Source organism: Knoellia sp. S7-12 (assembly GCF_040518285.1).
In the GTDB taxonomy this organism is placed as follows: Bacteria; Actinomycetota; Actinomycetes; order Actinomycetales; family Dermatophilaceae; genus Knoellia.
Window position 1 is genome coordinate 3,828,124 of the sequence record NZ_CP155449.1, and the last position, 14,073, is coordinate 3,842,196.

A 14,073-nucleotide genomic window follows, 5' to 3' on the forward strand; every position below is an offset into this window, starting at 1 on the left:
CACGACTCCCGTATGCCGGTCAGTCGCCCTTGACGATGTCGTCGCGCCATTCGTTCCCGGACGCCTCGGCCTCACCGCTGGCCACCTGCTCCTCGCGACCTCGCAGCTCGACGCGCCGGATCTTGCCCGAGATCGTCTTGGGCAGCTCGCCAAACTCGAGTCGGCGCACTCGCTGCCACGGCTGCAGATGCTCGCGGGCGTAGGTGAGGATCGAGCGGGCCGTCTCCTCGGTGGGCTCATGCCCTGGAGCGAGCACGACATAGGCCTTCGGCACCGCGAGCCGTACCTCGTCGGGCGCCGGCACAATCGCCGCTTCGGCGACTGCCGGGTGCTCGATCAAGACCGACTCGAGCTCGAACGGGCTGATCTTGTAGTCGCTCGCCTTGAACACGTCATCGGTGCGACCGACGTAGGTGATGTAGCCGTCTGCATCCACGGACGCCACGTCGCCCGTGTGATAGAAACCGTCGGCCATCGCCTCGGCGTTGCGCTCGGGATCTCCCTGATAGCCGGTCATCAGGGGCAATGGCGCAGCGGCAAGATCGAGGCACAACTCTCCCTCGGCGACCCCGCGCTGGCGCGCGGTCTCGTCCGTGGGGCCCGCCTCGGCGACCCCGCGCTGGCGCGCGGTCTCGTCCGTGGGGCCCGCTTCGCCCACCCACGACACCCGATCCCCTGTCGCCGGATCCACCAGCACCACCGGGCAACCCGGCAGCGGCCGCCCCATCGACCCCGGCTTGAGTGCCGAGCCGGGGGTGTTGCCGACCACCGCAGTCATCTCGGTCTGCCCGTAGCCGTCCCGCAGGGTGAGTCCCCACTTGTCCTGCACCTGCGAGATGACTTCGGGGTTGAGCGGCTCGCCTGCGCCGATGACCTCACGCAACGAGCCGGGACCATCGGACAGGTCGGCGTTGATGAGCATCCGCCAGACGGTCGGCGGCGCGCAGAACGTCGTGACTGCCTTGTCCCGCAACACCTTCAGCAGCGCCGGCGGATCGAAGCGGCCGTAGTTGTAGACGAGGATCGTTGCCTCCGCGATCCACGGGGCAAAGAAGCAGGACCAGGCGTGCTTCGCCCAACCAGGTGACGAGATGTTGAGGTGCACATCGCCCGGTCGCAGCCCGAGCCAGAACACCGTCGAGAGGTGCCCGAGCGGATAGGACACCTGGGTGTGCTCGACCAGCTTGGGCTTGCTCGTCGTACCGGACGTGAAGTAGAGCAGCAACGGGTCACCGGGCGCAGTGCCGGGATGCGGCAGCGGAGGTGAGTCCACGGCATACGCATCGTTCAGGTCGTGCCAGCCCTCTGCGGCACCGACGCTGATCCGCGTGATGTTGCCCGACAGGCCCGCGAGCTTGTCGACCTGTGAGGCGTTGCTGATGACGTGACGCGCACCGCCACGAGCGACACGGTCCTCGAGATCGGCGGCGCCGGCGGCGGAGGTCGTCGGCATGATGATCGCCCCGAGCTTCATCACCGCGAGCATGCAGTCCCAGAGCTCGACCTGGTTGTCGAGCATGATGATGACCGGATCACCCTGTGCCACACCACGTTCCGCGAGCCAACGCCCGACACGGTCGGAGCGGTTGGCCATCGCGTCGAAGGTGACCTCTCTCGATGTTCCGTCCTCCTCGACGACCACGAGGGCATTCTCCGGGTTGCCTCGGGCAATGACGTCGAACCAGTCGATGGCCCAGTTGAAGCGCTCACCGAGGTCGGGGAAGGTGAAGTCGCGGACCGCCTCCTCGTGCTTGCCGCGCCACCCCAGGATCTGGTCACGCGATGCGCGATATCGCTGGGTTGACTCGGTCTCGATCGTCGACGTCGCTGTCATGTGCCCAGCCTGCCCGCACGGGCGGCAGGTTCGCCAGTGGGGTCAGCGTTGGCGTCAGCGAGGGTCGGAAACGACAGACGTCCGGTATGCCGTGTGCTCACCCGGTGTCTTGCCGCACGACAACGGGGCGGGCGGAAGGGCTTCGGCCGCGACCTCGACCCAGGTCGTGTCGGGAAGAGGGTCGTCCCCGATGACCTCGACGCGCGTGAGGGTCTGCGAGACGACCTCAACGGTGCCGGGGCGAGCAGCGGTGATCGGGGCCGGCCCATGTGCGGCGAGCACCGACCCGGTCGCCGCCTGGACCGCCGGCGAGAACCGAGCGAGCCCACGCAGGTGCGTTGTGTCGACTTCACCGGAGCGGTGTGAACGCACCACCTCGACCGCGTTGGGCAGGTCGACTGTGCCAAAACAGGTGCCGTCGGGCATCGAGATGAATGTCCCGGCGAAGCGGTGACCACCGAGGTGGGTGCACTCCCACACCTCGTCCGGCCAGACCCTTGCCAGCGCCGCCGTGACCGGGCGACCGCGCAGCGCACAGCAGGCATCGCGGGTGCCCTGGGTGCAGACGAGGAGCATCGGCTCGGCGAGGGTCTCGGAGTGAGCCAGGGGTGCACCGAGCGCGGCCACCGCCGCGAGGAGGTCGTCGCTGGTCCGCCACGTGCCCGAGACCGAGGTTCCGTGGGCGGTGTCCACGGCATACCAAGCAGGTGCTTGTCCGGGTGCTTGACGCCCGGAGCGACGCATGAGGAGCGAGCGGCCCTGGAGTTCGGCGCACGCCTCTTCGATGGCTCGCGCGACGGGCCCGGCGATGCCCGGAGTGTCGAGGTGGTCCTTGGACCACGGCCCGGGGTGCTCGATGAGCAACCAGCGCCGGGCCACGGGGGCCGACCCGAGCATGGGTTCGCCTCGCTCACGGAAGGCGTTCGAACAACGCGTCGTCTCGGGACTCACCCGCTCGATGCTACGTGGCGCGCTTGCGCGAGCGCGTGGTCCGCCCGTCCGGTGGTACGAGGCCCATCTGGCGGGCGATCCCAAGGACCTGATGGTCGAACAGGGCTCCGGGGGCAGTGAGCGGACCGTAGGCGTGGAACAGCTCGAAGCTCACCAGCCCGTAGATCGCCGACCAGGCCGCCATGCCGCGCGCCATCAGCCCGAGCGGCACTCCCTGGAAGGGCGGCTGCGACGTCAGTTCGGCCAGGTCCACACGCAGCGCCTTGTCGACAAGATCACCGGGGTCCGTGAGGGTTCCACTCGCCAGGCCGTCATGGAGGAGGCCAGCGAGCACCGTCGTCACCCGCATGGCTGGCGCGAGGGTGTCCTGCGGCGCGGCATAACCCGGGACCGGGCTGCCGAAGATCAGGGCGTACTCGTTGGGCGCAGAGAGGGCCCAGGCGCGGATGGCACTCGCCAGCGCAACGAACCGCCCGTGGAGGTCCTCACGCGACACGACTGCTTCGGCCGCCTCAACGGCGGCACCCATGTCGTTGTAGGAATCGATGATCAACGCAGTGAGCAGCGCGTCACGAGAGGGGAAATAGCGATAGACCGCTGAGGACACAAGGCCCACGTCTCGTGCGACGGCTCGTAGCGAGAGGTTGGCGCCGTCGACAGCGAGGCGGGCTCGTGCGGCCGTCTTGATCTCATCGAGCGTCTCGGCCCGGAGTCGCTCGCGCGTCGTTGTCATCGCCCGATTCTGACACGACTGAGCGAGCACCGCTCCGATGGGAGAGCACTGCTCTTGCCAACCAGCGTGAGAACGCCCTACATTGAGAGAGCAGTGCTCTCGCAACTCAGGACGAGAGCCGCTCACTCAAGGAGCTTGGTCATGGGACGACATGTGGTGCTGGGTGCGGGACCGGTCGGATCGGCGATCGCGAGCGACCTGCTCGGGCGCGGTGAGAACGTCACGGTCGTCACCCGGTCAGGAGGTGGCCCCGAGGGTGCCGACAGGGTGCGCGCGGACGTGGCCGACGCACCGGCGCTCTCCGCCATCGCCGAGGGTGCGGACGTCATCTACAACGCCCTCAATCCTGCCGACTACAACGCCTGGCCCACGACGTGGCCACCGCTGGCCGCCTCGATCCTCACTGCCGCCGAGCACTCGGGCGCCGTCGTCGCGGTCGTCGACAACCTCTACCCGTTCGGCCCGGTCGACGTCCCGATGTCCGCCGCACTGCCTGATCGGCCCAGCAGCATCAAGGGCACGATCCGGATGAAGATGTGGCAGGACCTGCTGGCCGCAGCCGAATCAGGCCGCATCACCAGCGCCGTGGCGGTGCGCGGCTCGGACTATGTGGGAGCCGGGCCTTCACTTCACAGCCTGCTGGCCTATGCGCGGATCTCGCAGGGCAAGCGCGCCTTCATCCCCGCCGACCTCGACGCCCCTCACACGTGGACCAATCCCGCCGATGCCGGCCGACTGCTCGTCAACGCGGCACTCGACGAGGGCGCCCACGGCCGCTACTGGATGGTGCCGAGCGCGCCTGCCACGTCGGTCCGTGGGATCGCCGACCAGGCGGCGACCATCGCGGGCTGGCCGCCGGTGAAACTCAGCCACCTGCCGAGCGCTGCAGTGCGCGGAGCGGGGCTGTTCAACTCGATGGCGAAGGCGACCCTCGAGATGGCCTACCAGTTCCACCGTCCGTTCCTCATTGACGCCTCCGAGACGGCAGCACGCTTCGGCGGCGCCTTCACACCGCTCGACGAGTCGTTGCGCCAGAACCTCGCCGACGCCGGCTACCCGATGGGCGGCGTGTCGCGTCCCGGAGAGGAGGAATTGGCGAGTTAGGGACCGGCGAGGAGGTGGTCGGCGGTCTCGGAGGTGGTGACGAGCGAGTCGATGAGACCGCCTCTGACCGCCGCCCCGATCGCCGCGACCTTCGGGACCCCGTGGGCGATGGCAATGACATGGCGTATGCCGTGCAGCTGGGTTCCGGTCAGCCCGATGATCCGCGCGGTGAGCGGGGTGTCGACGACGACTCCGTCGGCGTCGAAGAAGACTCCGGCCGCCTCACCCACAGCCCCGGCCCTGGTCACGGCCTTGCGCTCGGCCGGGCTGAGGACCTCATGGATCGTTGAGACCTCGGGGGCCCAGGCGCCGAGGCCGATGACGGCGAGGGTGACGTCGGCGACGTGGTCAAGGGCCTTGCGGACCGGCGGCTGTCGGCGCATGACCTCTGCGCTGGCCGCGTCGTCGAGGAGCAGCGGCGAATAGAAGACGTGTCGGCCCCCACCGGCGATCCGACCAGCGCGGCGCACGACGTCGACGGAGCTGCTGTCCTCCTCGGGGGTGACCATGGCTCCGCTGAGTTGGACCACGGGGATCATGGGCAGGCTCTGGAGCACATCGACCATGCGGCTCACGGACCGACTCCAGGGCAGGCCGAGCACGTCGCGGTCGGTGACGATTTCGCTGAGCAGGGCTGCAGCAGCTGCCGATACGCCCGGGTCAGCCTGAGCGCCGGAGCCTGGAACCACGACGCAGTGCTGGAGGGCGAGGGCCTCCCGCAACTTGGCGGATCGGTCGGTGTCGATGCCGAGCGGCGAGACGATCTCGATCTTGACCATGCCGCTCTCGCGGGCAGCCTCGAGGAGCCTGGCCACCTTGAAGCGGCTGATGCCCAGCGATGTCGCGAGGTCGACCTTGGACTCGCCGTCGATGAGGTGCCGCCGCGCGACGGCAGCGGCGAGGACGGCCTCTGATGGACCGAGCTGCTCAACCACGAACCCTCCTCGACCTGTTGACAACGTGACCTGAACCGTACAGGCTCATGTGTGCAGCATACGCGCTCATCTGAGCGCAGGAACAGGATCCGGCCACAACGCACTGAAGCGGCAGAGGAGGGCGACGATGCCCGGGAGCACACGGCATACCCCCGCACGGGACAAACGACGCGGTCACCCAAGGCGCCGTCGGGGCGCGATCGCGACGGCTGCCCTGATGTCCGCCGCGCTCACCGGCTGCGCCGGCTGGGGCGGCGGCGGAGTGGGCGGCGGTGGCACCGACTCGATCGACGTCCTCATGGTTAACAACCCGCAGATGGTCGACCTCCAGAAGCTCACAGCCGAGCACTTCACCAAGGACACGGGCATCCGCGTCAACTTCACCGTCCTCCCCGAGAACGACGTCCGCGACAAGATCAGCCAGGAGTTCTCGAGCCAGGCCGGTCAGTACGACGTGGCATCCCTGTCCAACTTCGAGATCCCGATCTATGCCAAGGCCAAGTGGATCGCGCCGCTCGATGACTTCATTGCCAAGGACCCCGAGTTCGACCAGGACGACATCCTCGGTCCGATGACCCAGTCGCTGTCGAGCGAGGGCAAGGTCTATGGGGAGCCCTTCTATGGCGAGTCGTCGTTCCTCATGTATCGCAAGGACATCCTCGAGGCCAAGAACGTCACGATGCCGGCCAAGCCCACGTGGCAGGAGGTCGCTGACATCGCGGCCAAGGTTGATGGAGCGGAGCCCGGCATGAAGGGCATCTGCCTGCGCGGCCAGCCCGGCTGGGGCCAGATCTTCGCGCCGCTCACAACCGTCGTCAACACCTTCGGCGGCACGTGGTTCGAGGAGGACTGGACTCCCAAGGTCAACTCCCCGGAGTTCACCAAGGCCGTCCAGTTCTATGTCGACCTCGTGCGCGATCACGGTGAAAATGGCGCTCCTCAGGCTGGATTCACCGAATGCCTCAACAACCTCGTCCAGGGCAACGTTGCCATGTGGTACGACGCCACGTCCGCCGCCGGCACCCTCGAGTCCGACGACTCCCCCCACAAGGGCAAGTTCGGCTACGCGCCGGCGCCCGTCGTCGAGACCGACTCCTCCGGCTGGCTCTATGCCTGGTCGTGGAGCATCCAGCAGGCGAGCGAGAAGAAGGACAACGCCTGGAAGTTCATCTCGTGGGCCTCGGGCAAGGAGTACGAGCAGCTCGTCGGCGAAGAGATCGGCTGGACCAGTGTCCCCGCCGGCAAACGCGCCTCGACCTACGAGAACGCCGAATACCTCAAGGTCTCGTCCGCCTTCGCCGAGCCGACGAAGTCCGCGATCGAGGCGGCCGACCCGACGAATCCGGGAGTCCAGAAGCGACCCGCCATCGGCATCCAGTTCGTCGACATCCCCGAGTTCCCCGACCTCGGGACCCAGGTGAGTCAGGACGTGAGCTCGGCGATCGCCGGGAAGATGACCGTCAAGGAGGCGCTCGACCGCGGGCAGGACCTCGCCGAGGACGTCTCCGAGCGCTACCAGACCAGGAGCGGGAAATGAGTTCCGACGTCAAGACATCGGGTATGCCGGACGGTCCCGTCCCGTCGTCGGCTGCCGGTTCCGGTGACGATGCATCCGGGCGCAGCCCGAAGGAGAACGCCGAGCGCGCCACCAAGCTCGCCAAGGCCGGTGACTGGTCCCGGAGAGCTCCCCTGCTCCCCGCGCTGATCTTTGTCATCGTCCTCACCCAGCTGCCGTTCGTCGCGACGATCGTCGTGTCGTTCATGAACTGGAACGCCTACTACCCGGAGGAGCGCGGGTTCGCCGGGTTCGACAACTTTGCCCGCGTCTTCACCGACAGCAACACCCGCAGTGCGGTCATGGTGACGATCCTGCTCACGGTGCTCGTCGTCGGCATCAGCCTCGTGATGGGCATGGCCATCGCGCTGCTCCTCGACCGCAAGTTCCGCGGCCGAGGCATCGTCCGCACGTTGATGATCACGCCGTTCCTCATCGTGCCCGTCGCCGCGGCCCTGCTGTGGAAGCACGCGCTCTACAACCCCGAATATGGCCTGTTCAACGGGTTGCTCAAGGCAGTGTTCGGTGAGAACGCGCCCCAGCCCGACTGGATCAGCAACAACCCGCTCATCGCCATCGTCGCCGCCCTCGTGTGGCAGTGGACGCCGTTCATGATGCTCATCCTGCTGGCCGGGTTGCAGTCCCGCCCGCTCGACGTCGTCGAGGCTGCGCGCATCGACGGTGCCAGCGCCTGGCAGATCTTCCGGACGATGACCCTGCCGCACATGAGGCAATACATCGAGCTGAGCGGTCTGCTCGGCGCGATCTATGTCGTGCAGAACTTCGACCACGTCTTCACGATCACCTCCGGTGGCCTCGGGACGGCGAACCTGCCGTACTTCATCTACCAGACGTTCTACACCGCCCAGGACTACGGACGGGCCTCTGCCGCAGGCGTGGTCGTCGTCGTGGGCACCATCATCATCGCGACGGCAGCGTTGCGAACCGCGTTCAGCCTCTTCCAGGAGGACAACAAATGAGCACCACTGCTCGCACTTCACACCCCGAGCCCGAGGCCTACTTCAAGGACGGCGCCCGGGTGGCGCACCCGGATGCTCCGCGGCAGGAATTCAACCACCACAAGAGTCCGAAGTCGCACATCCTGCTCACCCTCGCAGCGTGGCTGTGCGGGCTGCTGTTCGCCCTGCCCGTCGTGTGGATGATCATCACGTCGTTCCACAAGGAGGAGGACGCGGCGACGAACCCGCCGAGCCTCTTCGCGCCGTTGAGCCTGGACGGCTACCGGTCGTTCTTCGACGCCGGGCCCTGGCCGCCGCTGCTCAACTCGCTCACGGCCAGCGTCGTGTCGACGATCCTCGTGCTGCTGCTCGCGTTCCCCGCGGCCTACGCCCTGTCGATCCGACCGGTGAAGAAGTGGACCGACGTCCTCTTCTTCTTCCTGTCGACCAAGATGCTGCCGATCGTCGCGGGCATCCTGCCGATCTATCTCTTCGCGCAGCAGTTCAACCTGCTCGACAACATCTGGCTGCTCATCATCCTGTACACCTCGATGAACCTGCCGATCGCCGTGTGGATGCTGCGCTCGTTCCTTGCCGAGGTCCCGGTCGAGATGCTCGAGGCTGCCCAGGTCGATGGCGCCTCGCTCACCGTGACGCTGCGCAAGGTCATCGCGCCCGTCGTCATGCCGGGCATCGCGGCGGCAGCACTCATCTGCTTCATCTTCAGCTGGAACGAGCTGCTTCTGGCCCGCGTCCTCACCGGGACTGTTGCCGGAACCGCTCCGGTGTTCTTGACTGGGTTCGTGACCAGTCAGGGCCTCTTCCTCGCGAAGGTGTGCGCGGCGTCGTTCGTCGTCTCGCTGCCGGTGCTCGCCGCCGGGTTCGCCGCGCAGGACAAGCTCGTCCAGGGCCTCTCGATGGGCGCCGTGAAGTGACGTTGAACAGTGTGAAACTCTCGTCGGCCTCCCTCGGTGAGCTGCCCGAGGAGGTGGGGCGGCCGACATACGACCGCTCCACGGTGACCCCGGGCATCGTCCACTTCGGGGTCGGCGGGTTCCACCGAGCGCACCAGGCGATGTATCTCGACGCACTCATGAACGAGGGCGAGGCTCTGGACTGGGGCATCATCGGTGTCGGGCTCATGCCCGGTGATGCGCGGATGCGGGACGCGATGTCCGCTCAGGACAACCTGTTCACGCTCGTCATCAAGCATCCGGATGGGCAGTTGGAGCCCCGGGTCATCGGCTCGATGGTGGGCTATCTCTTTGCACCCGACGACCCTTCGGCGGTGCTGAACCGACTCGTCGATCCAGCGACGCGGATCGTGTCGCTGACGGTCACCGAGGGCGGCTACCACGTCAACCAGGTGACAGGTGAGTTCGATGCGAACGATCCCGTCCTGCAGGCAGATCTGGCGCTCAAGGACAACGACGGGGGTATGCCGCAGAGCATGTTCGGTTTCGTCGTCGAGGCCGCGCGACGTCGCCGAGACACAGGCGGTGACCCGTTCACGGTCATGTCGTGCGACAACCTGCCCGGCAACGGCGACGTCGCGAAGAAGATGATCGTGGCGTTCGCGCGACTCAAGGATCCCGAGCTCGGCGCGTGGATGGAAGAGAATGTCGCGTTCCCCAACTGCATGGTCGACCGCATCACCCCCGTGACTTCGCCGGAGGACACCGCGGCACTGGCCTCGAGGTTCGGAGTAGAGGACGCCTGGCCAGTGGTGTCCGAGCCGTTCACGCAGTGGGTGCTCGAGGACCACTTCCCCTCTGGCAGACCACCGTTCGAGGACGTCGGGGTGCAGATCGTCGACGACGTCGTGCCCTACGAGTTGATGAAGCTGCGCCTGCTCAACGCGAGCCACCAGGCGCTCTGCTACCTCGGCTACCTGTCGGGCTATCGCTATGCGCACGAGGTGGCCCAGGATCCCCTGTTCGCGGAGTTCCTCCTCGGCTACATGACAGAGGAGGGGTCGCCGACCCTGCCTGAAGTGCCAGGCGTCGACCTCAATGCGTATCGACGACAGCTCATCGAGCGCTTCGCCAACCCTGAGGTGCGCGACACCCTGGCCCGGCTCTGCGCCGAGAGCTCGGACCGCATCCCCAAATGGCTCGTGCCCGTCATCCAACGCAACCTTGAGCTTGGCGGCGGCTTCGAGCGGTCGGCGCTCGTCGTCGCGTCCTGGGCGCGTTATGCCGAGGGTGTCGATGAGAAGGGTGAGCCCATCGAGGTCGTCGACCGACACCGTGACAAGGTCATGGCTGCGGCCCAGAAGTACGAAGAGGACGAGCTCGCCTTCTTGCGCGACCGGGACTTCTTCGGAAGTCTCGTCGACAACGAACCGTTCACCACGGCATACGTCGCGTTCCTGAAGTCCCTGCACGACAATGGTGCTCGCACCACTCTCGAGGATCTGGAGTCCAATCGATGACATCCGACCGGCTGCCCGACGCGATGAGGGTGGCCGTCCTGGCGCAGCCGGGATCGATCATCGTGGAGTCGCGGCCGGTGCCCGCGCCCGCCGCTGACGAGGTGCTCATCGAGGTGCGCTCGGTCGGTGTGTGCGGCTCCGACACCCACTACTACGACCACGGACGGATCGGGGATCACGTCGTCAGAGGGCCATTGGTGCTGGGGCACGAGAGCGCCGGGGTGATCGTCGCCGTCGGCTCGGACGTGGACCCGGCGCGCGTCGGTGAGCGGGTTGCGATCGAACCGGGTGTGCCATGCCGCTCGTGCGCCCAATGCCTCGACGGGCACTACAACCTGTGCCCCGACATGGTCTTCCACGCGACGCCTCCGATCGACGGGACGCTGGCGGAGTACGTCACGCACTTGGCATCGTTCGCCTTCACCCTGCCGGATTCGGTGTCGCTCGACGAGGGCGCGATGCTCGAGCCACTGTCCGTGGGGATCTGGGCCTGTCGGCGGGCGGGCGTCACCCCCGGCGTGCGGGTGCTCGTCACGGGCGCCGGTCCGGTCGGTCAACTGGCCGCGCAGGTGGCCGTCGCGTTCGGCGCATCCGAAGTCGTCGTGGCCGACGTCAACGCGCACCGCCTGGCGGTGGCCTCATCGCTCGGAGCGACGAGGGTCGTGGACGTCTCCTCGACCTCCCTGGCGGAGGCGTATGCCGGCCGCCCCGGTCCCGATGTCGTCCTCGAGTGCTCGGGTCACGAGGGTTCGACGCAGGCGGCCGTGCGGGTCGCGGCACCTGCGGGTCGAGTCGTGTTGATCGGCATGGGCGGCGACACGGTGGCACTGCCGTTGGGTGATGTGCAGAACCGCGAGTTGTGGGTGACGGGCGTCTTTCGCTACGCCAACACCTGGCCGACGGCGATCGACCTCGTCGCCTCGGGGCGGGTGAACCTGAAGCCACTGGCGACAGGACACTTCGACCTCGACGGGACCGAAGGCGCCCTCACCGCCGCCCGCACCGACCCCCAGGCCATCAAGTCGATCATCCATCCCGTAGGGAGCTGAACTCGCCGTCGGGCATACGGTCCGACTGCCGGTTCAGTCATGTGTCAGTGCGCTGTCGCCGTGCGGTGCTACCTTTGAGGTGCAGGCCGCAGCACTGCTGCCGCCCGCATGGCCTTCAGCCCCACGCTCGCGTGGGGCTGTTGTGCGTCACGGCCACTGCCCGGCTCGAAGAGTTGTCCGGAAGCAAGGATCTTCGTCCACATCCGGTCCATGATCCGTCGCGCTCGCGGATCGGTCTCTGTGACCGTCTCATGGCGGCGATAGGTGAAGGCCAAGATGTCAGCTGCCTGAAGCGTCCGCGACCGGTGGCTCGGAGCAAAGTGCACGGTGTCCAGAAGCAGGTCCAAGGTCGTGTGCATATAGACGCCAGGCGTGCCTTCAGTCTGATAGGTCGCAAATCGCTCCCGGTGCCGCTCGCGATCTCCCCGCTCGTCCGCGATGACGAGTGCGTAGGTGCCGTGTAGGTCAGCCAGTCGATTCACACGTTGAAGGATGTGCTGGAAACACACCTGCTCGGCAGGGAACTTCACCGGATAGTTGCTCCGCTCTTGACGCTCACGCAGACGACTCTGACTCACAGAACGCAGCAAGATGGTCGCGTCCGTGGCAAGAATTGCGTCCACGACCTTCTCGTGGATGCCCGCGCGAGCGCGGGGTCCGACGTCCCTCCAGTCATCTTTTCCGTGAAACAGCGGATGGCCATGGATCTCCGCGGTCGGAGCGACACCGAAGTCGACACTCGCCTGACGAACGATGGCGTTTGAGGCTTTCAGTGAGTTCTTTGGTGGTGCTTTCGCTGGCCACAACCGCAGCAAAACAGCGGAAGTCCCCGCGGTCCGATTCGTCCACGAAGGCGAGCAGCATTCACCTACCGTGTCAGCGGCCACCGACACCCTTGGTGAAACCCAAGAGTTCCGAAGTGGACATGTCCATGCTCGGCCTGAAACCTCCGCTCCTCAGCTCATCGCCGATGGCAGCGATCAGGTCGGTCGCGTAGAGGGGCACAGCCATTCCACTCTCATCTCTGCGGGCGAGGAACAACTCCTGCAACGAGTCCGAGTACTCCCATGCAGAAATCGTGACCACCTCCGCCAAGCGAGGCGTCTGTGTGACCGAGCCGCACGAGTAGTTCAGTTCCATGTCAGCAACCTGCCATGTCTGAGCCTCGCTTCGTCGCTGCACCAGGTACGTGCCGACGAGTCCGGCAACGAGACATGCCGTGGCCCAAGCAGGTCCTGCAGCTCGCCACAGGACGAACGCCACGAGCGCCGAGCCGACAACTACGACCAGTGCATTCACCAGAGGCCGGCGATCCATGTAGTGCACGCACGCAGTGTCACCCATACGCAGCACGATTGCCCACGAATCCCTCCAGATTGCGATCAGGAGGCGACACGAGGTCAAGGGCTTCATAGTCTGAGTCGATGACGGACTTGGCGCGCACCAGCAATCCACCACTCCCGCGACAGATGCCCGCCGTGCGGCTGCCGGGCAACAGCACGGTGGAGCACGTCACTGTGGATGTGCCGACACCCGGGCCGGGTCAGGTGCTCCTGCGGATGCGCGCGTCGTCCGTGTGCGGCAGCGATATTCGCGCGATCTATCGCGAGCACCTCGGCCACGGCGCCGAGGCCTACCAAGGCGTCATCGCCGGACACGAGCCCAGCGGCGACGTCGTCGAAGTCGGACCCGGCGTCACCACGTTGACAGTTGGCGACGGGGTCGCGGTCTATCACATCACCGGCTGTGGCGCCTGCGCCGAATGTCGCATCGGCTACCCCATCGGCTGCACCTCACCCACCCGTGCGGCCCACGGCTGGCAGCGCGATGGCGGCCATGCCGAGTTCTTGCTCGCCGAGGCCGTCTCGTGCCTGCGTCTGCCCGAAGGCGTGACCCACGTCGATGGTGCGCTGGTCTCGTGCGGTTTTGGCACGGCATACGAAGGCTTGTTGCGCGGTGGGATCAGCGGACGGGACCGGCTGCTCGTCACCGGACTCGGGCCGGTCGGGCTGGCCGCTGCGATGCTCGGCAAGCACCTCGGCGCGTCCACCGTCATCGGGCTCGAGCCCAACGCCGAACGCGCTGCCCTTGCCCGCGAGCTCGACCTCGTCGACATCGTCGTCACCGATCCTGACGAGCTAGCCGATGCCGTCGGTGATGCGACCGATGGACGGGGTTGCGAGGTGACCATGGACTGCAGCGGCAATGAGCACGCTCGGCTGGCAGCGCTGACGAACACCGCCAACCGCGGGCATTGCGTCATGGTGGGCGAGGGCGGACAGATGACCTTCCCCGTCTCGGATCTGCTGATCCACCACCAGATCACGATGCACGGATCGTGGGTGTCGTCTCTCGGCCACATGGCGGAGCTGCTCGACCTGCTCGCCCGCTGGGGTGAGCATCCCGAGCGGATCGTCACCCACCGCTTTGCGCTCGCCGATGCCGAGGACGCGTATGCCGTGGCCGCTGCCGGCGCCTCCGGCAAGGTCGTCATCACGACGGGCGACGCCTGAGACTCC

Annotated in this window: 13 protein-coding genes; 7 read left to right on the forward strand and 6 right to left on the reverse strand. The window is 66.8% G+C overall.

Going from position 1 to position 14,073, the window contains the following annotated elements:
* Positions 1 to 19: 19 nt before the first annotated feature.
* From V6K52_RS18485 to V6K52_RS18495, 3 genes are read right to left on the reverse strand one after another with little or no spacing between them, the layout of a single operon-like run.
* Complete coding sequence (locus V6K52_RS18485) at positions 20 to 1,834, reverse strand: AMP-binding protein (RefSeq protein WP_353951575.1); 1,815 nt, start codon at positions 1,832 to 1,834, stop codon at positions 20 to 22.
* A 54-nt stretch (positions 1,835 to 1,888) separates the two neighbouring features.
* Complete coding sequence (locus V6K52_RS18490; RefSeq protein ID WP_353951576.1) at positions 1,889 to 2,785, reverse strand: sucrase ferredoxin; 897 nt, start codon at positions 2,783 to 2,785, stop codon at positions 1,889 to 1,891.
* A gap of 10 nt (positions 2,786 to 2,795) precedes the next feature.
* Entirely contained in the window at positions 2,796 to 3,518 is a 723-nt protein-coding gene (locus V6K52_RS18495) for a TetR/AcrR family transcriptional regulator (protein ID WP_353951577.1), read from the reverse strand.
* A 141-nt stretch (positions 3,519 to 3,659) separates the two neighbouring features.
* Here V6K52_RS18495 and V6K52_RS18500 point away from each other — a divergent pair, with 141 nt between their 5' ends.
* Positions 3,660 to 4,622, forward strand: a complete 963-nt coding sequence (locus tag V6K52_RS18500) for an NAD-dependent epimerase/dehydratase family protein (RefSeq protein ID WP_353951578.1) — start codon at positions 3,660 to 3,662, stop codon at positions 4,620 to 4,622.
* Here V6K52_RS18500 and V6K52_RS18505 read toward each other — a convergent pair.
* On the reverse strand, positions 4,619 to 5,557 hold the full coding sequence (locus V6K52_RS18505; protein WP_353951579.1) for a sugar-binding domain-containing protein: 939 nt from the start codon (positions 5,555 to 5,557) through the stop codon (positions 4,619 to 4,621). The two genes, V6K52_RS18500 and V6K52_RS18505, sit on opposite strands and share 4 nt — an antisense overlap.
* Before the next feature lie 217 nt (positions 5,558 to 5,774).
* Here V6K52_RS18505 and V6K52_RS18510 point away from each other — a divergent pair, with 217 nt between their 5' ends.
* From V6K52_RS18510 to V6K52_RS18530, 5 genes are read left to right on the forward strand one after another with little or no spacing between them, the layout of a single operon-like run.
* Positions 5,775 to 7,094: a sugar ABC transporter substrate-binding protein gene (locus V6K52_RS18510; protein WP_353953813.1), complete on the forward strand. Its 1,320-nt coding sequence runs from the start codon at positions 5,775 to 5,777 to the stop codon at positions 7,092 to 7,094.
* A complete protein-coding gene (locus V6K52_RS18515; RefSeq protein ID WP_353951580.1) occupies positions 7,091 to 8,092 on the forward strand; it encodes a sugar ABC transporter permease in 1,002 nt (333 codons plus the stop codon). The genes V6K52_RS18510 and V6K52_RS18515 overlap by 4 nt, the downstream gene beginning before the upstream one ends.
* Entirely contained in the window at positions 8,089 to 9,006 is a 918-nt protein-coding gene (locus tag V6K52_RS18520) for a carbohydrate ABC transporter permease (protein WP_353951581.1), read from the forward strand. Before V6K52_RS18515 ends, V6K52_RS18520 begins: the two co-directional genes overlap by 4 nt.
* 2 nt (positions 9,007 to 9,008) lie before the next feature.
* On the forward strand, positions 9,009 to 10,505 hold the full coding sequence (locus V6K52_RS18525) for a mannitol dehydrogenase family protein (protein ID WP_353953814.1): 1,497 nt from the start codon (positions 9,009 to 9,011) through the stop codon (positions 10,503 to 10,505).
* On the forward strand, positions 10,502 to 11,554 hold the full coding sequence (locus V6K52_RS18530; RefSeq protein ID WP_353951582.1) for an NAD(P)-dependent alcohol dehydrogenase: 1,053 nt from the start codon (positions 10,502 to 10,504) through the stop codon (positions 11,552 to 11,554). The genes V6K52_RS18525 and V6K52_RS18530 overlap by 4 nt, the downstream gene beginning before the upstream one ends.
* 68 nt (positions 11,555 to 11,622) lie before the next feature.
* On the opposite strand, the gene V6K52_RS18535 is transcribed toward V6K52_RS18530, so the two are convergent.
* Together V6K52_RS18535 and V6K52_RS18540 are read right to left on the reverse strand one after the other, a co-directional pair.
* On the reverse strand, positions 11,623 to 12,177 hold the full coding sequence (locus V6K52_RS18535) for a DUF3800 domain-containing protein (RefSeq protein WP_353951583.1): 555 nt from the start codon (positions 12,175 to 12,177) through the stop codon (positions 11,623 to 11,625).
* A 253-nt stretch (positions 12,178 to 12,430) separates the two neighbouring features.
* Positions 12,431 to 12,694: a hypothetical protein gene (locus V6K52_RS18540; RefSeq protein ID WP_353951584.1), complete on the reverse strand. Its 264-nt coding sequence runs from the start codon at positions 12,692 to 12,694 to the stop codon at positions 12,431 to 12,433.
* 284 nt (positions 12,695 to 12,978) lie between these two features.
* Here V6K52_RS18540 and V6K52_RS18545 point away from each other — a divergent pair, with 284 nt between their 5' ends.
* Positions 12,979 to 14,067 (forward strand): alcohol dehydrogenase catalytic domain-containing protein, encoded by a 1,089-nt coding sequence (locus V6K52_RS18545; RefSeq protein WP_353951585.1) that lies wholly within the window; start codon positions 12,979 to 12,981, stop codon positions 14,065 to 14,067.
* The last annotated feature ends 6 nt before the right edge of the window (positions 14,068 to 14,073 follow it).